Here is a 23,259-nt window from a genome sequence, read left to right on the forward strand (position 1 = left end):
TCCAGCGAGCGCCAGGGCCCTTCGGGCCGCAATTCGAGACATATTGGAAGACCCATGTTTGGTGACACCAGCCTCACGCAATTCATCTTCGGGCGGCTTACCTGGGAAGCGATCCCATACCACGAGCCGATCCTTGTCGTGACCTTCGCAGCCGTGGCCGTCGGCGGCCTGGCGATCCTCGCGCTGATCACGAAGTACAAGCTCTGGGGCTATCTCTGGAACGAGTGGTTCACGTCGGTCGATCACAAGAAGATCGGCATCATGTACATCATCCTGGCGATCGTGATGCTTTTGCGCGGATTTGCCGACGCGATCATGATGCGCATACAGCAGGCGATCGCCTTCAACGGCAACGAAGGCTATCTCAACCCGCACCATTACGACCAGATCTTCACTGCCCACGGCGTGATCATGATCTTCTTCGTGGCGATGCCCTTCGTCACCGGTTTCATGAACTATGTCGTGCCGCTGCAGATCGGCGCGCGCGACGTCTCGTTCCCCTTCCTCAACAATTTCTCGTTCTGGATGACGACGGGCGGTGCGGTCATCATCATGATGTCGCTGTTCGTCGGTGAATTCGCGCGCACCGGCTGGCTCGCCTATCCGCCGCTCTCGGGTGCCGACTACAGTCCCGGCGTCGGCGTCGACTATTACATATGGGGCTTACAGGTGGCGGGCGTCGGGACGACCTTATCCGGCATCAACCTGATCGCCACGATCGTGAAGATGCGCGCTCCGGGCATGACCTTCATGAAGATGCCGGTCTTCACCTGGACGTCGCTGTGCACCAACATCCTCATCGTCGCGACCTTCCCGATCCTGACGGCGACGCTTGCGCTGTTGTCGCTCGACCGCTACCTCGGCTTCAACTTCTTCACCAATGACCTTGGTGGCAATCCGATGATGTACATCAACCTCATCTGGATCTGGGGCCACCCGGAAGTCTACATTCTCGTACTGCCGGCCTTCGGCATCTTCTCCGAAGTCGTCGCGACCTTCTGCGGCAAGCGCCTGTTCGGTTATACGTCGATGGTCTACGCCACCTGCGTGATCATGATCCTCTCCTACCTGGTGTGGCTGCATCACTTCTTCACCATGGGTTCGGGTGCTTCGGTGAACGCCTTCTTTGGCATCACCACGATGATCATCTCGATCCCGACCGGGGCGAAGATGTTCAATTGGCTCTTCACCATGTATCGCGGCCGTATCCGCTACGAACTGCCGATGCTGTGGACGATCGGTTTCATGGTGACCTTCGTCATCGGCGGCATGACCGGCGTCATGCTGGCGATCCCGCCGGCCGACTTCGTGCTGCACAACTCGCTATTCCTGATTGCCCACTTCCACAACGTCATCATCGGCGGTGTGCTGTTCGGGCTGATGGCCGGCCTTGTCTACTGGTGGCCGAAGGCCTTCGGCTACAAGCTCGATCCCTTCTGGGGCAAGATGAGCTTCTGGTTCTGGCAGATCGGCTTCTTCTTCGCCTTCATGCCGCTCTACGTGCTCGGCCTGATGGGGGTCACCCGGCGTGTCAGCCAGTTCGAAGATCCCTCGCTGCAGATCTGGTTCATCATCGCCGCCTTCGGTGCGGTCCTGATCGCTATCGGCATCGCGTCCTTCATCATCCAGCTTGTCGTCAGCTTCCTGCGTCGCGACCAACTGCGTGAAACCTCCGGCGATGCCTGGGACGGCCGCACGCTCGAGTGGTCGACCTCGTCGCCGCCGCCGGACTACAACTTCGCCTTCACGCCCGTCGTTCACGACCATGACAGCTGGTACGACATGAAGAACCGCGGTTACGAGCGTCCGCTCGAAGGCTTCAAGCCGATCCACATGCCGAAGAACACCGGCACTGGCATCATTCTCTCCGGCATCAGCGTCGTGCTCGCCTTCGCGTTGATCTGGTACATCTGGTGGCTGGCGGCGATATCCTTCATCGCCCTGATTGCGGTCTCCATCGGCCATACCTTCAACTACAACCGTGATTTCTTCATTCCCGCGGAAACCGTCGCGGCGACCGAAGACGCACGCTCGAAACTGCTTGCGGAACGGATCTGAAACGATGAGCCAAACCCAAGTCCAAGAAACAGAAAAGCCGCAGTTCTACCTCAAGGAAGAGCACCACCCGGAGCACAGCACTATGCTGGGCTTCTGGCTCTACCTGATGAGCGACTGCTTGATCTTCGCCGTTCTCTTCGCCACGCACGGTGTGGTCGGGCGCAACTACGCGGCAGGTCCCGCACCAGCCGACCTGTTCGACCTCAACCTGATCGCCATCAACACGGCGATGCTGTTGTTCTCGTCGATCACCTACGGCTTTGCCATGCTTCAGATGGAGCGCAACGCCAAGATGGAGACGCTGTTCTGGCTCGGCGTCACCGGCGTGTTCGGAGCGATCTTCCTCGCGCTCGAGCTCTATGAGTTCTACCACCTGATCCACGAGGGTGCCGGTCCGACGCGTTCGGCCTTCCTGTCCTCGTTCTTCACGCTGGTCGGCACGCACGGGCTGCACGTCACTTTCGGCATCATCTGGCTGATCACGCTGATGGTGCAGGTCAAAAAACATGGCTTGAACCCGGAAAACCGCCGCCGCCTGATGTGCCTCTCCATGTTCTGGCACTTCCTCGACGTCATCTGGATCGGCGTCTTCTCCTTCGTCTATCTGTTGGGAGTACTCGGATGAGTTCGCAGCATCCTGGCCACGAAAGCGCGTTCGAGCCTCACCACGCGCACAGCCATCCGGGCGACGCTGCCGGGCATGGTTCGCTCAAGAGCTACATGACGGGCTTCATCCTGTCGGTCATCCTGACGGCTATCCCGTTCTGGCTGGTCATGAGCGGCGCGCTCGACAGCAAGTTGCTGACCGCCGTGCTCGTCATGGGTATCGGCGTCGTCCAGATCGTCGTGCACGTTATCTACTTCCTGCACATGAACGCCCGTTCGGAAGGCGGCTGGACGCTGATGGCGCTGATCTTCACGATCATCATCGTCGGTATTGCGCTCGCCGGCTCGCTCTGGGTCATGCATCATCTCAATACCAACATGATGCCGATGACCCACGAGATGATGAAGAACATGCCCTGATCAGGGGCGGGTAGACGCGAACATGACCGGCGGCCGCGACGTGAAAGGGGAGGGTGCGAAAGCATCCTCTCGCGCCAGGTTCCTTCTGACCGGCGCGCTCCTGTTTCTCTGCGCCATCTTCGTGGCGCTCGGGACCTGGCAGATCCAGCGGCTCTTCTGGAAGCTCGATCTGATCGCTCGCGTCGATGCGCGTGTGCACGCTGACGCCGTCCCGGCCCCGTCGCGGCCGGACTGGGGCGGCATCACCCGAGAGAACGACGAATACCTTCGCGTCACGGCAACGGGTACCTTTAGCCACGACAAGTCGGTTCTGGTGCAGGCCGTAACCGAGCGGGGCGCCGGGTTCTGGGTGTTGACGCCGATGCGCCGCGAAGACGGCACGACGGTTCTCGTCAATCGTGGCTTCGTGCCCGCCGACCGGCGCGATCGGACTGCCCGCGCCGAAGGCGAAACGCCTGGGACCACCGGGATCACCGGGCTCTTGCGCATCAGCGAACCCGGCGGCGCCTTTCTTCGCTCCAACGATCCGGCTGGCGATCGCTGGTTTTCCCGCGATGTCGCGGCAATCGCCGCAGCACAAGAGCTGACGGATGTCGCGCCCTATTTCATCGACGCGGACGCGACGCCAAACCCAGGCGGCCTACCGATCGGCGGTCTCACAGTCGTCAGCTTCCGCAACAGCCATCTTGTCTACGCGCTGACGTGGTTCGCGCTGGCGGCCATGAGTGTGGGGGGCGCATACCTCGTCTTTCGAAGCCGGAAGAGGCCAAGCGCGGAATAACGATTCTCTTCGCGACGGCTGGCCGCCATTTTCGTGCACTCCTCCTGAAGTTGCTGACCTTGGGGCCGTCACTCGGCGCAGCTGAAGTTCAGTCGGCTGCGGCGCCAAAAAGTGTGATAGATAAGCCACATGGCAACGGCCGACCGCATTTTCTCCGGCAATGGTGAGTTGTGCGATTGACTCAGTACCTTCCACTTTATTAGCTGCCTCGACTGGGAGATGGGGCTAATTTTCCCGGCATATATTGGGGGTATTTATGGGGCTGCGGTGCGGAAGCGTCGCGGGCGGGAAGATTTTTTCGTCTGCATTCCAGGGTTTGTATTTCAGGACATTTTTCGCGGCGATTGGCATTCTTCTGGCTTCTGCCATTGGTGCCTCGGCGCAGGTTGTGACGATTTCGGCGAACCCGGCGACCTTCAATGCGGCTGGCGACACGATCAATTTCAGCTATGTGCTGAACCCCGGATCCTACAATATTCTCAGCATCGCGCCTGCGACCACCGCGAACAAGGGCGTCGTCGTTTCATGCCCGGCAATCCCGGGCGGCGGCACGACGTCTTCCGTGACCTGCACAGGCTCCTATCAGGTCGATTCCCTCGATGCGATGTCCGGCCAGTTTTCCGATTGGGTCACATTCACGGGCACGCGCACGGGCGGCAACTACACCGCCAACAGCAACAACATCGTCGTCAAGGCGGCCACAGGGGGACCGGTTGTCGTTGATGTCGTATCTTCCCCGAGACCGTCGCTGCCGGGCGAACAGGTTTCGGTGACGGCAACGGTATCGTCGATGGGCTGTAACGCCGGACAGTCTCCGCCTGGAAACGTGACGATCACGATCGGATCGCAGTCGACGACCCTTGGGTTGACGCCGACCGGGCCCGTCAGCACGGCATCGTCTGCGACCTTCCAGACATCGACGCTGCCCCTCGGACAGCACGCGGTTTCCGCCAGCTACGGTGGCGGCAGCGGCTGCAGCACCGGCACTGCGACCGGCGCCAGCCACTGGGTCGACACCAAACCGACGGTCGCGATCAACCAGGCAGGCTCGCAATCCGATCCCAGCGCCAAGACATCCGTTGCGTTCGATGTGGTGTTCAGCAAGTCCGTCACCGGCTTTTCCGCTGGCGACGTCCAGATTTCAGGCACGGCCGGCGCGACGACGGCGAGTGTTTCGGGATCGGGCGCCAATTACACCGTTTCGGTCAGCGGAATGACGCAGGCAGGCACGGTCGTGGCGTCCATACCCGCCGGCAAGGCCACGAGCGCGGCCGGCTTTACCAACGCCCTATCCACCAGCACCGACAATTCGGTTGCCTACGCACCGATTGCGATTTCGACTACAACGCTGCCGAACCCGGTCTACAACCAGGCCTATGCGGCGCAAACGCTAAGTGCCACCGGGGGATCGGGCACCTTGAGTTACGCAACGACCTCCGGTGCACTGCCCGCCGGCATGGCGATCTCGAGCGGCGGCGTCGTCTCCGGCACCCCAACGGCAAGCGGTCCGTTCAATTTCACAGTGACAGCGACCGATCCCGAAGGCTCGACCGCCTCGCGCGCATTCTCCATCACCATCGCTGCGCCGACGATCGCGCTCTCGCCGGCGACGCTTCCTGATCCGACCGCTGGCACCGCCTATTCACAAACCCTGGCGGCATCAGGCGGCGCAAGCCCCTACACATTCGCCGTCACGCAGAATGCCTTGCCCGCTGGCATGACGCTGGCGAACAACGGAGTGTTGTCGGGCACTGCATCGATCGGTGGCGCCGTCACCTTTACCGTTACGGCAACGGACGCCTATGGCGCGACCGGCAGCCAGGTCTTCACTGTCGACGTCGCGCCGACCGTGCCCGACGCGCCCACCATCGGTGCGGCCGTGGAGGGGGACGCCTATGCAGACGTGTCGTTCACCGCCCCGGCGTCGAACGGCGGCGCGACGATCACGGGCTATACCGTGACGTCGAACCCCGGCGGCATGACGGCCACGGATACGACGAGCCCGATCAGGGTGACTGGCCTGATCAACGGCACGAGCTATACGTTCACCGTGACCGCCACCAACAGCGCCGGGACAAGCACCGCGTCGGCCGCCTCCAATGCGGTGACGCCGCGATCCGCACAGACGATCACGTTCGCCAATCCGGGTACGCAGGCGTTCGGCACGTCGCCGACATTGACGGCGACGGCAAGCTCCAGCCTGGCTGTTGCCTTTACCTCGTCGACTGCCGGCGTGTGCACTGTGACGCCCGAGGGCGATTTGACCTTCCATCAGGCCGGCAGTTGCACCATCGCAGCCGATCAGGTGGGCAACGGAACGTACCTGGCTGCACCGACGGTCTCACAGACGTTCACGGTCGATGCCGTCGTACCCGGCGCACCGACGATCGGAACCGCAACCGCCGATGTCGCTTCGGCGTCCGTCGCCTTCACGGCGCCGGCGAGCACGGGTGGAGCGTCGATCTCTAGCTACACCGTGACGTCGAACCCGGGTGGCTTCACCGGGACGGGGTCGTCAAGCCCGGTCGTGGTGACGGGTCTCAGCAATGGGACCAGCTATACATTTACGGTGACGGCAACCAACAGTGCCGGCGCGGGGCCAGCGTCGGCGGCCTCGAACGCCGTCACGCCGCGCGCAACCCAGACGATCACCTTTGCCAATCCGGGCGCGCAGACGTTCGGGACCACGCCGACATTGACGGCATCGTCGGACGCGAGTTTGCCCGTTGCCTTCACATCCTCGACCGCGGCCGTGTGCACGATCACGCCGGGTGGTAGCATGACCTTCCACAGCGCGGGGACCTGCGCGATTGCTGCCGACCAGGGCGGCGACGGCACCTATCTGCCTGCGACGACGGTCACCCAGAGCTTTACCGTCAACGCGGTTGTTCCGGACGCCCCGACGGTGGGCACGGCTATCGCTGGCGATGGCGAGGTGTCCGTCAATTTTACCGCGCCGGTAAGCGCCGGCGGTGCATCGATCACCGGCTACACGGTCACGTCCAATCCCGGTGGTTTTGTTGGAACGGGCACGTCGAGCCCGGTCACGGTCGGCAGTCTCAGCAACGGCACCAGCTACACGTTCACGGTGACGGCGACCAACGCTGTCGGCGCGGGACCGGCCTCCAGTGCGTCGAACACGGTGACGCCCAAGGCGCCACAGACGATCACCTTCGCCAATCCCGGCCCGCAGGACTATGCAACGCCGGTGACGCTTTCGGCGAGCGCCAGTTCCGCTCTGCCGGTCACGTTCCAGTCTCTGACGACGCCCGTCTGCGTCGTCACGTCAACCGGCGATGTCACATTCCGCAATGGCGGCACCTGCACCATCGAGGTCTCGCAAGCCGGTGACAGCGCTTACCTGGCCGCGTCCAGTGTGAGCCAGTCCTTCCTCGTCTCCGCGCCGATATTCGCCTTCACGCCGGCGGCCGGCGCTTTGCCGACCGCAACCGTGGCAACGACCTACAGCCAGAGCTTCACGGCCAATGGCGGCACGGCGGCCTACAGCTACGCCTTGGCCAGCGGCGCGTTTCCGGCCGGACTTTCGCTCGACGCTGCCGGTACGCTGTCCGGCACGCCAACGGCGGACGGCAGCTTCACCTTTACGGTTCAGGCGACCGATACCCATGGCGCGACCGCAACCAGCGGCAGCTATAGCCTGGAGGTTCGCATCCAGGCGCCGATCGCCAACGCCACGACGGCAACCGTTGCCGCCAACTCGTCGGCCAACGGGATTACGCCGAACCTTACGGGCGGCACGGCCGCTTCGGTCGCTATCGCAGCGCCCCCATCGCACGGTACGGCCACGGTCGCGGGTAACACATTCAGCTATACGCCGGCGGCCGGCTTCTCCGGCGTCGACAGCTTCACCTACACGGCGGCGAATACGACCGGAACGTCCGCTGCAGCGACGGTCACGGTGACGGTGTCTCCGCCGACATTCGCCTTCACGCCGGCTGCGGGTGCGCTTGCCGGTGCGACCGTTGCAGACGCCTATGACCTGACGATCATCGCCGCCAACGGAACGGCTCCCTACACCTATGCGGTCACCGGTGGTGCACTTCCGGCCGGCTTGACGCTTGCTGCCGACGGTCGCCTGTCCGGAACGCCGACCGCCGATGGAGCGGCAACGTTCACGGTGACGGCGACCGACGCGAACAATGCGACGGGCACCGCGAACTATAGTCTCGCGGTCGCCGTCGAAGCGCCATCGGCCGGTCCGGTTGCAGCGACTGTTGCTGCGAACTCCAGCCCAAATGCTATCAGCCTCAGTCTGACCGGCGGGGCGGCAACATCTGTGGCGATCGCCACCGCGCCCGCGCATGGCACAGCTACGGCGACGGGGACAACGATCCTCTACACGCCTGATGCCGGCTATTCGGGCGCTGACAGCTTCACCTATACGGCAACGAACGCGACCGGCACGTCGGCGCCTTCAACCGTTTCCGTCACGGTCTCGCCGCCGATGCTGTTGTTATCGCCGGCAGGCGGGGCGCTTGCCAACGGCGTGCCCGGCGTTTCCTACAGCCAGAACATCTCAGCCAGCGCCGGCACGGCCCCCTACAACTACGCGGTCTCGTCGGGTGCTCTGCCGGGCGGTCTGTCGCTCGATGCCTCAAGCGGGACGATCTCGGGACGACCTTCGGCCGATGGCGATTTCGCCTTCACCGTGACGGCGACCGATGCCAATGGCGCGACAGGCCAGGCCAGCTATCAGATCGCCGTTGCCTCCGCCAGTTTCGTCTTTACCCCGTCGGCCGGTGGGCTTCCCGACGCGATGGTCGGCGAAGCCTATTCCCAACGCGTCTCGGCGACCGGTGGCACCGGCGCGCTGGTCTACAGCCTCAAGAGCGGCGCCCTGCCGAAAGGCATGGTGCTGAATATCTCCACTGGCGAATTGACCGGACCGCTCGCGGCCGATGCGGTGCCTGACAGCTATCACTTCACCATTGCTGTGACTGACAGCCGCGGCGCCAGCGGTTCGGCCGCCTATACGCTGAAACTGAACGCTCGTGCGGTGACGGTGCCCAATGTCGTCGTCGAGGTTCCGGCCGGTTCGACGCCGAAGGATGTCTATCTCAACGGTGGCGCCACCGGCGGTCCGTTCACCGACGCATCGGTTGCCTCGGTCTCGCCGCCCTTTGCCGGCACGGCCGAAATCATCGAAGGCGAGCTTGCCGCTGCCACCAGCTTCACGCCGGTCGGCTTCTATCTGAAGTTCACGCCGAACCCGTCCTATTCCGGCTCGGCGGTGGTCAGTTATACGCTCAGGAGCGCGCTAGGCTCGTCCAATATTGGCTCCGTCACCTACAAGATCGCGCTCGATCGGGAGGCTGCCGGCGAAGAGATCGACGGGCTGGTGCGCGATTTTGTGCGCAATCGCCAGAACCTGTTGTCGTCGACGGTCAAGGTGCCCGGCCTGATCGAACGGCGGCGGGCGGCGATGAGCACCGATCCGGTGACGACGGCGGTGACGCCGTCGGAAAAGGGTGCCCGCCTCGGCTTCTCCTCCAGCCTGTCGCAGATCCAGGCGGCGCGCGATGCCGCCGATGCGGCAGCAACCGGTCAAACCTTCGTGGCGACCGACCGGCCGTTCGACATCTGGGTGAACGGCAGTTTCCTGTTCCACAAGGATGAAGACGACAGAAACGACAAGTGGGGCAATTTCGCCCTGTTCTCGCTCGGCGCCGATTATCTCTTAAGCGATCGGGCGCTCATCGGCCTGTCGTTCCACTACGACTACATGACCGATCCGACCGACGCGGATGCCGAGCTTAAAGGAAACGGCTGGCTGGCCGGTCCTTATGCCTCGTTCGAGATCGGCCAGGGCGTCTTCCTCGACGCCAACCTGCTCTATGGCGGTTCGTCCAACGACATCGACACCGGCATCTTCACCGGCACGTTCGACACCACCCGCTGGATGGCGGACGTCAAGCTGACCGGCGAATGGCAACTGGATGAGGCGACGGTGCTGATGCCGAAGCTGAGAGCCGTCTACTTCAATGAAGAGACCGAGGACTACACCGTCAAGAACCCGCTCGGCGAGGTGATCGATCTCAAGGGCTTCATCGAGGAACAGGCCCGTCTCAGCATCGGCTTCGACGTCGAACGCACCCTGGAGCTAGAAAACGGGCTGATCCTGTCGCCGACAGTCGGCGCCGATGTCGGCTTTGCCTCGCTTGACGGCGAGGGTCTGTTCGGGCGGGTGTCGGCCGGGCTTGCGCTCAGCAACAACGACAACTGGGACCTCGACTTCTCGCTGCTCTTCAACATCGAGGGCGACGGTTCGAAGTCGGCCGGTGCCAAGGTCGGCGCCCGCGTCCGGTTCTGATCGCGCGCAACCGGTTCGGGCAGGCAGGCTGCCCGAACCGGCGCTCCACCGCTGCCTTTCCGCTCCCGATATGCACCGGTCCATGTGCGTTCTGACCGTTTAAATCGCGTTGGAAAGATTACGGGCTTCCGTCAAACATTAAAGATGAGTAATACAGGAAGGAATTAGCCGGAGGCGTCGCCTCGTCCTAGAGCATTGGATACGCCTAGATGTCGTTTCAACCGCGGATGCAGAACAAAATTTCCGGGTTCAAGGTGATCGGCGGGCTCCACCGGCGCGAATGGAACGGCATCATCGCCGACGTCTGGGACGTCGAATGCGAGGCGAGGGCAGGTGGCCACTACCTCTCGGATGATCCGCGCATGTTCATCGTGCTCGACGCTGAAGGCGGTAGCCGTTGCAACGTCAGACTTTCGCCCGATGGGCGCGGCGCGGTCGAGAACGAGCGCCAGCAGGCGCTTTCCTATATCCCGGCGGGCATGGAAATCTGGGCGGACATGGTCGATGTCAGGCGTATCCGCCACCTCGACCTGCATTTCAATCTCGAGGTTCTCGGCCGACGGCTGGAGGAGGAGCTCGATGCGGGGCGATGCGACACGCCACGGCTGATGTTTTACGACGAACGCTTCCTGCAGCTTGCACAGCTGATCGCCGCCGAGTGCCTCAATCCGCAGCCCTTGCACGATCTCTACGGCGATGGCCTGACGGTCGCATTGTTCATCGACCTGATGAAGCTTAATCGCAGCGATGCCCGCAAACGCAGCGCGCTTGCCACCTGGCAACTCCGCCGGGCGGTCGAATACATCGACGAGAACTGGGGGCGCAACATCCGCCTGGAGGAGCTGGCGTCCCTTGCCGGACTGTCGCAGTCGCACTTCAGTCACGCCTTCAAGGCGTCGACCGGCATGGCACCGCACCAGTGGCAGACCAATGCGCGGGTTGAGAGAGCCAAGCAACTGTTGCTGAAGAACGAGGCGTCGCTGACGACGGTTGCGGCCGAGACCGGCTTCTCCGACCAGGCGCACTTCACCCGGGTCTTCCGCAAGGTCGTGGGCGCGACGCCTGCGTCTTGGAAACGCAGCCGATTGAGCTGAGCAAGTTCCATCTTGAAGGGCGGTTGTTCGCATCAAATAGCCCAGAAACGTTCAATTTCCGCTGATCGCGACAAGAGCCACCGCAATAGTTGATATAAACACTCACCTTATTAGAGGGTGTAAGCCGCGCCGCCTGTAAGGCACTGCGGTGGTTCGGGTGAGATGGCAGACAGATGATGGTAAGAGGCAAGGCAGTACGGCTGACGGAGTGGTTGGCAAGCGGGGTCGCCGCCATTGCGGTTCTGGCCACCGGCGCGGCGATGGCGCAGGATGCGCCGGCGACAAGGCTGGAAACGATCGAGGCGACCGGCGCGAGGACGGAGAACGACGCCACAGGTCCGGTCGACGGCTATGTCGCCAAGGCGACGACGACCGGCTCGAAATCCGCAACTCCGATCGCTGAGATCCCGCAGAGCGTTTCCGTCGTCGGACGCGAGGAGCTTGACGACCGCGGCGTCGTCAACAAGGTCGACGAAGCGCTGCGCTACACGCCGGGCGTGATGGCCGAGCCCTTCGGCGTCGATCCGGATACCGACTGGTTCTACATCCGCGGCTTCGACGCGACGCAGACCGGCGTGTTCCTCGACGGCCTCAACCTCTTTTCCTACGGCTTTGGCGGGTTCCAGATCGATCCCTTCATGCTGGAACGTGTCGAGGTGCTGAAAGGTCCGGCTTCGGTGCTTTATGGCGGCGCCAATCCGGGCGGGATCGTCAGCCTCATCAGCAAGCGGCCGACGGGGGAAAACTCCGCCTATGTCGAGACCGGCATCAACAACAACGGCAATGCCTTCCTCGGGATTGACGTGAACCGGCAGCTGGACGACGCAATCAACTATCGCGTCACCGGCAAGATCTCAGGTGGCGACAACTATGTGGACCAACCGGAGGATCTGCGCGGCTTCATCCTGCCGCAGATCACCTATCAGCCCGACGACGCGACCAGCTTGACCGTCTACGGCCTGCTGCAGGGCCTCGACCAGGTTCATACCGGTGGCGGCTTCCTGCCCTATGTCGGCTCGGTCGTCGATGCGCCCTTCGGCAAGATCGACCGCAAGGCCTTCTTTGGCGAGCCGGACATCGATACCGGAACTTATGTGCAGCAGATGCTCGGCTACGAATTCAAGCACGAGTTCGACAGCGGCTGGCAGTTCAGTCAGAACCTTCGCTACGGTCATCTCTACAAGCACGAGAACGGGCCTTACACCTACGGCTACTACGATCCGAGCCTTCCTTTTCCGGTTTCGAACACGCCGGCGACCCCCGACAACCTGCTTTATCGCCTCGGCTTCGAGGCGACGTCGAAGGTCGATACGTTCGCCGTCGACAACCGGCTCGAAGGCGAGTTCGAGACGGGAGCGCTCGAGCATACGCTGCTCGTCGGCCTCGACTACAAGTTCTTCCGGCTGGACCACGTCCAGGCGTCGTCGGCGGGAACGCCGATCAGCGCTACTGATCCGGTCTATGGCGCGCCGCAACCCGCGAACGCCATCTACATCAACCAGGTGATCACACAGCAGCAAATCGGCGTCTACGCGCAGGACCAGATCCGCTTTGGCGACGGCTGGCTCGTCACGCTCAACGGCCGTTACGACTATGTCGACACCAAGACCGACAACGGGCCGACCTTCTGGGCGCCGACCCAGAATTCGAGTTTCGACTACAGCGAAGGCGCGCTTAGCGGCCGCGCCGGCCTTGCCTATGAATTCGACAACGGCCTCACCCCTTACGTCAGCGCCGCGACCTTCTTCAATCCGGTCGTGGCGGTAACGGCGACCGGCAACACGAAGCCCGAGGAGGGTGAGCAGTTCGAGGCCGGGATCAAGTACGAACCGACCTTTTTTGATGGCGTGCTGACGGCGTCCATCTACCAGCTGACCAAGCGCAACGCTCTCGTCACCGATCCGCTGACCAGCATCTCCACCCAGACCGGCGAAGTGCGTTCCCGCGGCATCGAGTTTGAGGGCAAGGTCAATCTCGACGAAAGCTGGAAGCTGATTGCGGGCCTCGATTTCATGGATATCGAGGTGACCGAGGACGCAAACCGTGCGCTGATCGGCAAGTCGCCCTATCTCGTCCCCGATACGCAGGCTTCGCTGTGGCTCGACTACACGGTGCAGCAGGGCGCGCTGGAAGGCCTCAGCCTCGGCGCCGGCGTGCGCTATCGCGGCGAGAGCTGGGCGGACAAGGAAAATACCGCGAAGGTGCCGGCGTCGACCGTCTTCGACGCAGCCCTGCGCTACGAGAAGGACGGCTGGGGCGCTGCCCTCAATGTCACCAACCTGTTCGACAAGCACTATGTCAGCGGCTGCAATGGCCTGCTTGTTTGCGGATATGGCGATGCGCGTACGGTCACGTTGAAGCTCAGCAAGACCTGGTGAGATCGTTCGGCTGATCGATGACCTGCTAAAGCAAACAGGGCGCTCGACCCGTGCCGGGGAGCGCCCTGTTTTTAACCCGGAGTGCCGCTATCGCACGCCAAAGGCGCCGACGGCTGAGAGCTCTCGAAACGGGTAGTGGCCTTTAAATGGAGAGGCCCGCCGCCTTTTCAAGGGCGAGAGCCCCCCTTGGAGCGAATTACTTCGCGCCGATTGCAGCAAGGCCTGCTGTCGCGCAGTTTGCGTCAACGTCGCCCGACGGCGCACCGCCGACACCGATGCCGCCGACGAGCGCCTTGCCGAACTTGATCGGCACGCCGCCGGCCTGGATGACCATGCGTGCGTCCATGTCGCGGAGACCTTCATTGGCGGGCTTGGAAGCGATGAATTCGCCGAGGCCAGCCGTGTCGCGCCCCATGGCCGCCGAGGTGAAGGCCTTGCCCTGGGCGCTGTTTCCGGTGTGCGGACCGGAATTGTCGGCCTTCAGCAGCACCTTGGTCGAACCGTCCCGTGCAACGACCGCGACGCTGACATTGTGGCCTTCGGCGGCGCATGCCTTCAGCGCTGCGTCGGCCGCCTTGACGGCCATGTCGAGCGGCAGGTAGACGGCGGTCGGAAGCTCCTGGGCGGTGGCGGCAACGGGAGCGAGAAGAGCTGCTGCAAGCACGATATTGCGGATCATCAATGGGTTCCTTTCCTGTTGATATGGAAAGGTTATTGCGGGACGCCGCCCATCGATATTCGTAGCTCTTCCATCACCATCCGTAGTTCTACGGAGTTTGCGTCCCTTCGAGCCAGATGCGGGTCAACTCCGCCTGCGAGGTGCTGCCGAGCTTGGCGCCGATCGCCGCGCGATGGCTTTCCACCGTTCGCGGCGAGAGGCCGAGCCCCTCGGCGATCTGGCGGGTGGTGAAACCTGCAGCGATGCGATCGAGAACCTCGCGCTCACGCTGCGTGAGCGCTGCCAACAGAGCAAGAGTTTCCGCCTTTTCCGCCCGTGCCTGCATCGTACGCACCAGTATTTCCTGCCCCTTGTGGATCGCGTCGATCAGGTCCTCTTCGTCTATGGGCTTGGAGAGAAAGTCGATGGCGCCGTTGCGGAAGGCGCGCCGGCAAGCTTCGATATCGCCATGGCCGGAAATGACGATTGTCGGCCAGTCCACGCCATTTTCGCGGAGCTTTTCCTGCAGCTTCAGCCCGGAGATCGCCGGCATGCGGATGTCGAGGATCAGGCAACCCGGCTCAAGGCGCGACAATTGCCCGAGAAAAGCCTGCGGATCGGCGAAGGGGATGACCTTGATGCCGACCGTCGAGAGCAGCAGGCCGAGCGCGCGGCGGACCGCATCGTCGTCGTCGACGAGATAGACGGGAACGGTCATTGTGTCTCTTCCAGACGGGCTCGCGCCTTGGGCAGTGTCACCCGGAAGGTGGCGCCCTCGTCGCCGGCCACCAATGTAATCTCGCCGCCGACGCGTTCCACCAGGCGTTGGCTGAGGGCGAGGCCAAGTCCCGTGCCCCCCGCCCGCGTCGTCATGAACGGGGTGAAAAGGCGCGGGCGCAAGGCTTCGGGAATACCTGGGCCATTGTCGACGACATCGAAAACCACCATGGAATCTTCTTGCCTCAAGGTCACGACCACGCCGGGCGCTTCGCCTGCGTGACCGTCAAGTGCTTCCATCGCATTACGCACCAGATTGAAGGCTACCTGCTCGATTTCGACCGGGTCGCCTGTCACGATCACCGGCGTTTCCGGCAGGTGGAACTCCAGCAGGATGCTGCGGGACCGGGCGTCCTGCTCCAGCAGCGCCTCGACATTGCCGAGCGCTCGGCGCAGGTCGAATGCACTCACAGGTACCGCATTCGGCTGCGACCAGTTGCGGAACCGCTCCAGAATACCGGAAGCCCGGCGCGCCTGACTGACGGTATCGTCGAGCACGGAGGCGAGCGCCGCCTGGTTTCCCTGGTTGAGGAGGCGACGCCCGGCTTGAGCCTGCGCGAGGATCGCGGTCAAGGGTTGGGTCAACTCGTGGGCCATGCCGCTTGCCATCTCTCCAAGCGCATTGACCCGTGAGGCATGGCTAAGCCGCGAATCGAGCGCGCTCAGCCGTGCCTGCTGTTCCGCCGCGCGGGTTCGCGCCCGTTGGCGCAAGGCCGCCAAGCCTGCGAGATAGGCGAGCGTCAGGGCGACGAACGTCAGGCCAGTCTGTAGGGGCGGAAACATATCGGAGAGACCGATATCCATACCGGTTTCGAGCAAGAGCGGTTGTGACGCGCTGCTGAGCGGCCTGGAGAAGCGGATGGCATTGGGCAGCGTGGCCGGCTGAAGCAGATTGTGCCCGTCCGGCAGCGAAAGCCGGACGGCCGTGCTCGATCGGGACCAGAAAGGCCCGCCATCGCCGATCAGCTTGCCGGCATCGATGGCGAGCATCAACCCGTAGCGCGCCTCGTTCGTGTTGGGGCTGCGCTTGACCATCATGTAATGATCGGGGCGCTGCGGATGCGGCAGAAGCGCAATCCGGCCGTCGGAAGCTTTGGCCGCCGCACGAATGCGCTTGGCCGTCGCCGCATCCAGCGGACCGGTCCCGATCGTCTCTGTCTCCGGATCAAGCGAGACAAGCTGGACTTCATCAATGCGCGGATAGAAGCGGGTAATCGTGCGCGCGACATCCAGGAAGAGATCGTGCCGGCGCCCTTCGGACGCAACCGCCACGGCCGAAAGCGCCGTCAAATGGGCATCGTGCTGATCGGCGCGCTGGGAGGCCAGCCCATGGAGCACGGTACTTTCCTGCTCCAGTTCGGCAACGAGGGACTGTCGCTCACGAGCGCCGAGGGCCACGGCCCCGACAAGCAGGAGGAGACACCAAAGGGCAGCAAGAAAAAAGGGTCGTTCAAGAAACGGACGGTTGTTCGGTAACATTGATCATTCTTGTCATTTGCAGGCTTTCTTGCACAGCCTTCCATTGCTGCTGTCCGGCTGCGCGGGGCGCCTGCCGGGGAAAATACGGTCCCGACGACAGAAAATCCAGAGCGCGTCGCGCGGCGCTACCCCGAAGGATCGCCAAGCACGGCCGGCCGTTTCAGCTCGGCTTTCGCACGATCACGAGCTTCGCCTTGAGGATCTGCACGACCTCGTTGCGCTGGTTGATTGTCTGGCTGACGACGACGGCGATGCCGCGGTCCGGTTTCGAGCGCGAGGGAATGATCTCGACCACCTCGCTTTCGACACGCAGGGTATCGCCGGGCCGCGTCGGGGCCGGCCAAGTGATGTCTCCGCCCGCGCCGATGAGGCCACCGGCGAAAGGCAGGCCGGTCTCCACGTTCAGCCGCATCGTGATCGCCGCCGTGTGCCACCCGCTTGCGACCAGGCCCTTGAAGAGCGTGTCACTGGCGGCCGCCTCGTCCAGATGAAACGGCTGCGGGTCAAACTGTGCGGCAAAAGTCTTGATCTGCGCCTCGTCGACCGTATGCGTCGCGCTGGTAAAGCGTTGTCCGACGTGAAGATCCTCCAGATAGAGACCACCCGGTCTGGAACCTTGCATGGGCCTTCCTCCTTCCATCGTATCTTCGAATTAGTGTGCGCCACCCGCGCCGGCGCCGCCGAGTTGGATCTTGCGGGTGAAGAGCAGCGCGATGGCTGCAAGCGCCAGCACGATCCCGATCACCGCGAAGGTATCACTGAAACCGAGGATCAGCGCCTGCCGGCGAACCGTAGCACCGATCACGGCGATCGCCTTGTGCTGTGCGACGGCGGCATCGGTGACGCCATGCGCCATGAAATGCCGCGTCAGATCGCCGATCCGGTCGCGGACTTCGTCGCGATAGACGGTCACCGACTGGCCGATGATGTTCGAGTGAAACTGCTCACGCTTGGTCAGCACCGTCGCAAGGGTGGCCGTGCCGACGGCGCCGCCGAGATTGCGCAGCATGTTCGACAGGCCCGAGGCGGCTGCCGCATCGCTTGGAGCGATGCCGGCGGTGGTGATCACCGTGATCGGCGTCAGCACCAGCGCCTGACCGATGGCGCGTACGATATTCGGGATGAAGAACTGGTCGCCGGCGCTGTCGAGCGACAGCGTCGTATTCATGAAACAGCTGGCCGCGAAGATGCTGATGCCAACGAAGCCGATATAGCGCACGTCGAACCGCTTCATCAGCGCCGGCACGAGCGGGATGATGAGAAGCTGCGGCAGCCCGGTCCAGGCAAGCACGAGGCCAATCTGCTCGGCATTGTAGCGCTGCACCTGGCCGAGATACTGCGGCAGGATGTAGACCGTGCCGAACAGGGCGACGCCGACAAGCACGTTGACGAGAACGCCGACCCCGAAATTGCGCTGCTTGAGCAGGCGCAATTGCACCAGCGGCTTTTCGACCTTGAGCTCTATGATGATGAAGGCGATCAGGAACACGGCCGCCGTCAAAGCGAGCTTGACGATGAACGGCGATTGGAACCAGTCGTCCTTGTTGCCTTCCTCCAAAACCGTCTGCAGCGCCGAAAGGCCGATGGCCATGGTAATAATGCCGGCCCAATCGCCCTCCTTGAGCAGGGACAATTGCATCGGCTTCTTCTCAAGGGTGAAGTAGAGCGCAATTACCATCACCAGGCTCGGCGGGGCGTTGACGAAAAAGATCGACTGCCAGCCATAATTCTCGGTGAGATAGCCGCCGATCGTCGGGCCAATCGCCGGGGCGAAGGTAACGGAGAGCGCAAACAGCGCCAGGCCGAGCGGCTGCTGCGCTTTGGGCAGGCGGGTCAACACCATGGTGAAGGCCATCGGAATGAGCACGCCGCCGGCAAAACCCTGCAGACCGCGCAGCGCAATCATCGAGCCTAGATCATGGGCAAACGCACAGGCCGCCGAAAACAGCGGAAACAGGACGGCGTTCGCCAGCATGTAGCGCCGGAACGAGAACACGCGGCTCAAATAATCGGTGAGCGGGATCACGACGATTTCGCCGATGAGATACGAGGTCGATATCCAGGCGCCGTTGTCGACGCCGGTACCGATGCCGCCTTCGATATCGAGCAGTGAGGCGTTGGTGATCTGGATGTTGAGGATCGCCATGAAGGCGCCGATCAGGCCGGCAAGAACGGAAATCCAGGCCGTCGCACTTGCCTTGTCGGGCGACGTTGCTGCGGGCTCACGCACGCCGGGCGAAACCATGGGCATCGTGGTGGTGGACATTGCATCCTCCTGCCAACCCTTAAAGCTGGGAACGGCGCCTGAGCGTCCTTCAGTTTATGCTTGCCGACACGGCGGCGACCGCTGTTCCTGCGGTTCGGGTGTCGATCGTCGGGTAGACGGACATGCCGGGCCGCAGCACCACGTCGTGCGGACTGTCGCGATTGATCACGATCTTGACGGGGATGCGCTGCACCACCTTGGTGAAGTTTCCCGTCGCATTGTCGGGCGGCAGCAGCGCAAATTCCTGGCCGCTTGCCGGCGAGATGCTGTCGACGTGGCCCTCGAAGACCTGGCCCGGGAAGGTGTCCACCTCTATCGCCACGGTCTGGCCGGGAACGACATCGGCAAGCTGTGTTTCCTTGAGGTTGGCAACGATGTAGGCCGCGTGCGTGGGCACGACTGCCATCAGCTGTGTCCCGGCCTGCACATATTGACCGACGCGCAAGGTGCGGTTGCCGATCACGCCGTCGATCGGTGCTGCGAGCGCGGTGTAGGAGAGGTTGAGCTCGGCCTGATGATCGGCCGCCTTCGCGCTGTCAAGCGCGGCCTTTGCTTGTGCGACTTCGGCTTTGATCACGTCGAGCTGCTTGACCACGCTTGCGAGCGCTGCCGTGTCGCGCGTCACCGCGGCCCTTGCGGCGGCAATGCGTGAGGCCGCCTGTTGCGCGTTCTGCAGGGTACCGAAGCCTTGCCTTGCGAGCTCCGAATAGCGCCTGTCGTCCTGCTCGGCGAAGGTTTGGTCGGCCTTGTCGGCCTCGACCGTCGCCTTGGCCGAATCGATCACGGATTGCTGTGCGATGAGAGCCGATTGCTTGTTTGCGATATTGGCCTCGGCGGCTTCGACGCCGGCCCTGGTCTGTTCGAGGCTGACTGTGAAGTCCCGATCGTCGATGCGGGCGAGAACCTGTCCGGCCTTGACCTGCTGGTTGTCGGTGACCAGCACCTCGGCGATATGGCCCGAGACCTTTGGGGCAATGGTCGTGCTATCGGCCTTCACATAGGCGTCGTCGGTCGACACCTCGAAGCGACCCGTCGTCCAGTAGGCCCAACCGAAATCGGTCGCGCCGGCGACGGCGGCGATGGCAACGGATGCGAAAAGCACATTGCGAAGCCAGCGCCTGCGGGTTCCGATAGCGTTCGTGGCGATCACAGTCGGGATGACAGGCAGCGTCCGCTGTGCCTCCACGCCGGGCACGGCCTCCATCGTTTTCATAGGCTGGGCATTTTCGATGCTGAATGACTGCTGGCTCATTTCCGGTTCCTTTCACCGGTGCGGCGCGCGTCGAAATGAACGGTTGGCCAAATAAGGAAACTTTATGCTTTCCAAAATATTCGCGCCGCCGATTGCTGTCAAACGAATTTGGAAAGTTTGGCCGTTCCATAATCTGAGCTGTCACCCAGGTAACATGATTACGAGGCGTTCGCGATCGACGGCGCCCGCGCCATCTTCAGTTGGCCGAACATGACCGCTATCTCAATGCGGCTACCGGGGCGCATATTCCGCGTGAACCTCACGACCCGGTTCTGAGGTATTTGTCACGCCGAGCCCTTAAAGCCCGGCCTGTCGCATCTCGCTTGCCAGAAACTCGGTGAAGGCCTTCACCTTCGGCAGCAACAGCCGATTGGTAGGATAGACCGCGTAGATGCCGCGTTCGGCGAGCTTGTGACCAGGCAGCACCTGGCAGAGCTTGCCCTCGGCAAGCAACGGCGTGGCGATGAAGGAGGGCAACACGCCAATGCCGATGCCCGCCTGAATCATTTCGCTGAGCATCAGGCTGTTGTCGGCGACGAAACGTGCCGGCAGGTCGATCATGACGGCGCCGTCAGGCCCTTCCAGCCTCCAGCTGCCGGGCTGGTCGGCCAGGCGATAGGTGAGGCAATGGTGGCTCTTGAGATCGGCAACGGTCGCGGGCGTGCCATTGTCTGCGAGATAGGCCGGGGCGGCGCAGATGACTTGGCCAATGTCGCCGAGCCGCCGGGCGATCAGCGATGAATCCGTCAGAGCCGCACGCACCCGGATGGAAACGTCAAAGCCTTCCGAAACGACGTCGAGCACGTGGTCGTCGAGCGTCATGTCGACCTTCAATTGCGGATGAAGTGTCATGAAGCGCGCGAGCATCGGCGCAAGCACGGTCAATCCGAAGGAGAGAGGCGCATTGAGCCGGAGCCGGCCGTTGATCTCGCCTGCCTCGCCGGAGGTGGTGCGCTCCAGATGATCGAGCTCGTCGAGAAGCCGGCAGCATTCGGAAAAATAGGCGCGTCCGTTTTCCGACAGGCTCATGCGCCGGGTCGTGCGCACGATGAGCACGGCCCCGAGCCGTTCTTCCAGTTGCCGGACCTGCTTGCTGATCGACGCGTTCGACTGTCCGAGCTCCTCCGCCGCCTTGTTGAAGCTCTGAAGTTCGATGACGCGGCGGAACGAACGCATGGCGGCCAGCAGATCCATATTTTCTCCAGAGTAAATTATATTTTCAATTCATCGCTGATTATTCTCTTCAGCGCCAGCAATAAGGTGAGCCCAGCTTCCTGATATCGCGGGAAGACCAGAAGAAGGAGTTCATCATGTTCAACACCGCAGTCCTCGAGCGTGTCTTGGTCGCTTCTCTCGTCGCCAGCCTCGTCGGCGGCCCGGCCTTCGCGCAGGAGGTCGGCAAGAGCCCGTGGGGGCCGAAGGACGAGATCGGGCGCCTCAACCTCATCACGCCGGATTCCCGCGCCGCCATTTTGTCGCGGATCGAGGGGAGCAAGTCCTACGACCTCGCGGTCGAGTATTTCATCGGCATGCCCAGCTGGGAGGCGGCCGGGGACCCGCCCTACCAGATGTGGATGACGCACACGCCGAATGGCACTCTGGTCTCCGATCCGATGAAGGTCGGCAAGGAGATGAACGCCCATGTCAGCTACACCGGCTCGGCGGTTTCTATGTATGCCCACATGGGTACCCACATTGACGCGCTCAATCACTTCGGCCTGAACGGCAAGATCTGGAATGGCTATGCCGCTGCCGATCACCTCGGGGACCAGGGTTGGACCATCACCGGCGCCGAAAAGCTGCCGCCGATCGTCGCGCGCGGCGTGATGATCGACGTCGCGGCAGCCAAAGGCATGCAGATGCTGCCCGACAACTACCGGATCACGCGCAAGGATCTCGAAGACGCGCTGAAAAGCCAGGGCGTGACGCTGGCGGAGGGCGATGTCGCCTTGATCCGCACGGGTCGCATGCAGAACTACGAAGACAAGTCCGCCTATATGAGCAACCCTCCCGGCCTCAGCATCGACGCGGCAAAGTTCCTCGTCGAGGACGGCGGCGCCATGGTGGTGGGCGCAGATAACCTGAGCTTCGAAGCCTTCCCGGCCGAAACGGAAAACAACTACATTCCCGTTCACACCTACCTGCTCGCGCAGCAAGGCGCTCCGATCATCGAGCTCATCAATCTCGAACAACTGTCCAAGGACAGGGTCTACGAGTTCGCCTTCGTTGGTGCGTCGTTGAAGTTCCGTGGCGCCGACGCAGCTCCGATCCGGCCGGTCGCCTTCCCGTTGCGATAGGCGGATGCCGTTAGGCCATCGACTGACGCGAGTGCCGCGGGATTGCGCCCGCGGCACTCGCCGTTTCCGCAACAAACGCCGCCCGATATCCCTGCCGCATGGCGACGTCCGTACACGAAAAATCTTGACATTGCACGAACGTGCACGAAATTACTGGACCGCATCACAACCATTATCAATGGAGGGCAGCATGAGCATTGCGCACCGAATTCAAGTGGAAGACGTCACTATTCTCTCGGATGATTGGTACGTCCTGAAGAAAACCACCTTTTCCTTTCTGCGCGGCGACGGGAGCTGGCAGCGGCAGTCACGGGAAACCTACGATCGCGGCAACGGCGCGACGATCCTGCTCTACGATCTGGTCCGCCGCACCGTGATCCTGACCCGACAGTTTCGCTACCCAGCCTTCGTCAACGGCCATGATGACCTGCTCGTCGAGGCGCCGGCGGGACTGCTCGACAACGCCGAACCGGAAGCGCGCATCCGCGCGGAAACGGAGGAGGAGACGGGCTTTCGCGTGCGCGACGTGCGACAGGTGTTCGACGCCTTCATGAGCCCAGGCTCGGTGACCGAGCGCCTGCATTTCTTCGTTGGCGAGTACCAGCCCGGCGACCGCACATCCCAAGGCGGCGGTAACGAAGACGAAGGCGAGGATATCGCAGTTCTCGAACTTGGCATAGACGAGGCGCTTGCCATGATCCGCTCTGGCGCCATCTGCGATGGCAAGACGATCATGCTTCTGCAGTACGCCGCCTTGAACCTGTTCTCCAACCGAGTACCGGTCGGCGGCGTTGCAGATTGAGGCTGCGGCGTCCAACCGCCTCTGGGTCGGCGTCGATAACCCGGTTTTCCGACGGCTGTC

Annotated in this window: 17 protein-coding genes; 10 read left to right on the top strand and 7 right to left on the bottom strand. The window is 62.7% G+C overall.

Going from position 1 to position 23,259, the window contains the following annotated elements; all coding sequences use genetic code 11:
• Positions 1-54: 54 nt before the first annotated feature.
• From cyoB to IB272_RS22930, 7 genes are all read left to right on the top strand, one after another.
• Positions 55-2,058: a cytochrome o ubiquinol oxidase subunit I gene (gene cyoB, locus IB272_RS22900; RefSeq protein ID WP_089044826.1), complete on the top strand. Its 2,004-nt coding sequence runs from the start codon at positions 55-57 to the stop codon at positions 2,056-2,058.
• Positions 2,059-2,062: 4 nt separating this feature from the next.
• A complete protein-coding gene (cyoC, locus tag IB272_RS22905) occupies positions 2,063-2,683 on the top strand; it encodes a cytochrome o ubiquinol oxidase subunit III (protein WP_034790695.1) in 621 nt (206 codons plus the stop codon).
• The gene (gene cyoD / locus IB272_RS22910) at positions 2,680-3,084 is read left to right on the top strand and encodes a cytochrome o ubiquinol oxidase subunit IV (protein WP_034790693.1); all 405 of its coding nucleotides are present in this window, start codon (positions 2,680-2,682) and stop codon (positions 3,082-3,084) included. The genes cyoC and cyoD overlap by 4 nt, the downstream gene beginning before the upstream one ends.
• Positions 3,085-3,106: 22 nt before the next feature.
• The gene (locus tag IB272_RS22915; RefSeq protein WP_051659207.1) at positions 3,107-3,865 is read left to right on the top strand and encodes an SURF1 family protein; all 759 of its coding nucleotides are present in this window, start codon (positions 3,107-3,109) and stop codon (positions 3,863-3,865) included.
• Between the two features lie 388 nt (positions 3,866-4,253).
• Positions 4,254-10,196, top strand: a complete 5,943-nt coding sequence (locus IB272_RS22920; RefSeq protein ID WP_192445110.1) for a putative Ig domain-containing protein — start codon at positions 4,254-4,256, stop codon at positions 10,194-10,196.
• Between the two features lie 209 nt (positions 10,197-10,405).
• Positions 10,406-11,290 (top strand): AraC family transcriptional regulator, encoded by an 885-nt coding sequence (locus IB272_RS22925; protein ID WP_034790688.1) that lies wholly within the window; start codon positions 10,406-10,408, stop codon positions 11,288-11,290.
• Positions 11,291-11,463: 173 nt separating this feature from the next.
• Positions 11,464-13,668 carry a TonB-dependent siderophore receptor gene (locus tag IB272_RS22930; RefSeq protein ID WP_192445112.1) on the top strand — a complete coding sequence of 735 codons (2,205 nt, stop codon included), beginning with the start codon at positions 11,464-11,466 and terminating at the stop codon, positions 13,666-13,668.
• 196 nt (positions 13,669-13,864) lie between these two features.
• Here IB272_RS22930 and IB272_RS22935 read toward each other — a convergent pair whose 3' ends face one another.
• From IB272_RS22935 to IB272_RS22945, 3 genes are all read right to left on the bottom strand, one after another.
• Positions 13,865-14,347, bottom strand: coding sequence for a heme-binding protein (locus IB272_RS22935; protein WP_112976907.1), 483 nt, complete (start codon positions 14,345-14,347; stop codon positions 13,865-13,867).
• An 88-nt stretch (positions 14,348-14,435) separates the two neighbouring features.
• Positions 14,436-15,044: a response regulator gene (locus IB272_RS22940; RefSeq protein WP_060529182.1), complete on the bottom strand. Its 609-nt coding sequence runs from the start codon at positions 15,042-15,044 to the stop codon at positions 14,436-14,438.
• On the bottom strand, positions 15,041-16,441 hold the full coding sequence (locus IB272_RS22945) for an ATP-binding protein (RefSeq protein WP_250806614.1): 1,401 nt from the start codon (positions 16,439-16,441) through the stop codon (positions 15,041-15,043). The genes IB272_RS22940 and IB272_RS22945 overlap by 4 nt, the downstream gene beginning before the upstream one ends.
• Here IB272_RS22945 and IB272_RS35005 point away from each other — a divergent pair.
• Entirely contained in the window at positions 16,433-16,579 is a 147-nt protein-coding gene (locus tag IB272_RS35005) for a hypothetical protein (RefSeq protein WP_246802634.1), read from the top strand. The two genes, IB272_RS22945 and IB272_RS35005, sit on opposite strands and share 9 nt — an antisense overlap.
• 163 nt (positions 16,580-16,742) lie before the next feature.
• On the opposite strand, the gene IB272_RS22950 is transcribed toward IB272_RS35005, so the two are convergent.
• The 4 genes from IB272_RS22950 to IB272_RS22965 form a co-directional block, all read right to left on the bottom strand.
• Entirely contained in the window at positions 16,743-17,204 is a 462-nt protein-coding gene (locus tag IB272_RS22950) for a MaoC family dehydratase (protein WP_112976905.1), read from the bottom strand.
• Positions 17,205-17,234: 30 nt separating this feature from the next.
• On the bottom strand, positions 17,235-18,848 hold the full coding sequence (locus tag IB272_RS22955) for a DHA2 family efflux MFS transporter permease subunit (protein ID WP_246810405.1): 1,614 nt from the start codon (positions 18,846-18,848) through the stop codon (positions 17,235-17,237).
• 49 nt (positions 18,849-18,897) lie between these two features.
• Positions 18,898-20,100: an HlyD family secretion protein gene (locus IB272_RS22960; protein WP_192445114.1), complete on the bottom strand. Its 1,203-nt coding sequence runs from the start codon at positions 20,098-20,100 to the stop codon at positions 18,898-18,900.
• Between the two features lie 297 nt (positions 20,101-20,397).
• On the bottom strand, positions 20,398-21,294 hold the full coding sequence (locus tag IB272_RS22965) for a LysR family transcriptional regulator (protein WP_060521125.1): 897 nt from the start codon (positions 21,292-21,294) through the stop codon (positions 20,398-20,400).
• 116 nt (positions 21,295-21,410) lie between these two features.
• On the opposite strand from IB272_RS22965, the gene IB272_RS22970 reads away from it, so the two are divergent.
• Both IB272_RS22970 and IB272_RS22975 read left to right on the top strand, forming a co-directional pair.
• A complete protein-coding gene (locus tag IB272_RS22970) occupies positions 21,411-22,397 on the top strand; it encodes a cyclase family protein (RefSeq protein WP_060583494.1) in 987 nt (328 codons plus the stop codon).
• 190 nt (positions 22,398-22,587) lie between these two features.
• Positions 22,588-23,199 carry an NUDIX domain-containing protein gene (locus IB272_RS22975; RefSeq protein ID WP_192445116.1) on the top strand — a complete coding sequence of 204 codons (612 nt, stop codon included), beginning with the start codon at positions 22,588-22,590 and terminating at the stop codon, positions 23,197-23,199.
• Positions 23,200-23,259: the final 60 nt, after the last annotated feature.

The organism is Ensifer sp. ENS08, assembly GCF_014852195.1.
In the GTDB taxonomy this organism is placed as follows: Bacteria; Pseudomonadota; Alphaproteobacteria; order Rhizobiales; family Rhizobiaceae; genus Ensifer; species Ensifer adhaerens.

Bases quoted from the DNA above. Each gene is read 5' to 3' on its own strand.
- IB272_RS22955 (WP_246810405.1), bottom strand. From the start codon at position 18,848: ATGTCCACCACCACGATGCCCATGGTTTCGCCCGGCGTGCGTGAGCCC.
- cyoC (WP_034790695.1), top strand. From the start codon at position 2,063: ATGAGCCAAACCCAAGTCCAAGAAACAGAAAAGCCGCAGTTCTACCTC.
- IB272_RS22925 (WP_034790688.1), top strand. From the start codon at position 10,406: ATGTCGTTTCAACCGCGGATGCAGAACAAAATTTCCGGGTTCAAGGTG.
- IB272_RS22935 (WP_112976907.1), bottom strand. From the start codon at position 14,347: ATGATCCGCAATATCGTGCTTGCAGCAGCTCTTCTCGCTCCCGTTGCC.
- IB272_RS22915 (WP_051659207.1), top strand. From the start codon at position 3,107: ATGACCGGCGGCCGCGACGTGAAAGGGGAGGGTGCGAAAGCATCCTCT.
- cyoD (WP_034790693.1), top strand. From the start codon at position 2,680: ATGAGTTCGCAGCATCCTGGCCACGAAAGCGCGTTCGAGCCTCACCAC.
- IB272_RS22930 (WP_192445112.1), top strand. From the start codon at position 11,464: ATGATGGTAAGAGGCAAGGCAGTACGGCTGACGGAGTGGTTGGCAAGC.
- IB272_RS22975 (WP_192445116.1), top strand. From the start codon at position 22,588: ATGAGCATTGCGCACCGAATTCAAGTGGAAGACGTCACTATTCTCTCG.
- IB272_RS22965 (WP_060521125.1), bottom strand. From the start codon at position 21,294: ATGGATCTGCTGGCCGCCATGCGTTCGTTCCGCCGCGTCATCGAACTT.
- IB272_RS22960 (WP_192445114.1), bottom strand. From the start codon at position 20,100: ATGAGCCAGCAGTCATTCAGCATCGAAAATGCCCAGCCTATGAAAACG.
- IB272_RS22950 (WP_112976905.1), bottom strand. From the start codon at position 17,204: ATGCAAGGTTCCAGACCGGGTGGTCTCTATCTGGAGGATCTTCACGTC.
- IB272_RS22970 (WP_060583494.1), top strand. From the start codon at position 21,411: ATGTTCAACACCGCAGTCCTCGAGCGTGTCTTGGTCGCTTCTCTCGTC.
- IB272_RS35005 (WP_246802634.1), top strand. From the start codon at position 16,433: ATGGAGCACGGTACTTTCCTGCTCCAGTTCGGCAACGAGGGACTGTCG.
- IB272_RS22940 (WP_060529182.1), bottom strand. From the start codon at position 15,044: ATGACCGTTCCCGTCTATCTCGTCGACGACGACGATGCGGTCCGCCGC.
- cyoB (WP_089044826.1), top strand. From the start codon at position 55: ATGTTTGGTGACACCAGCCTCACGCAATTCATCTTCGGGCGGCTTACC.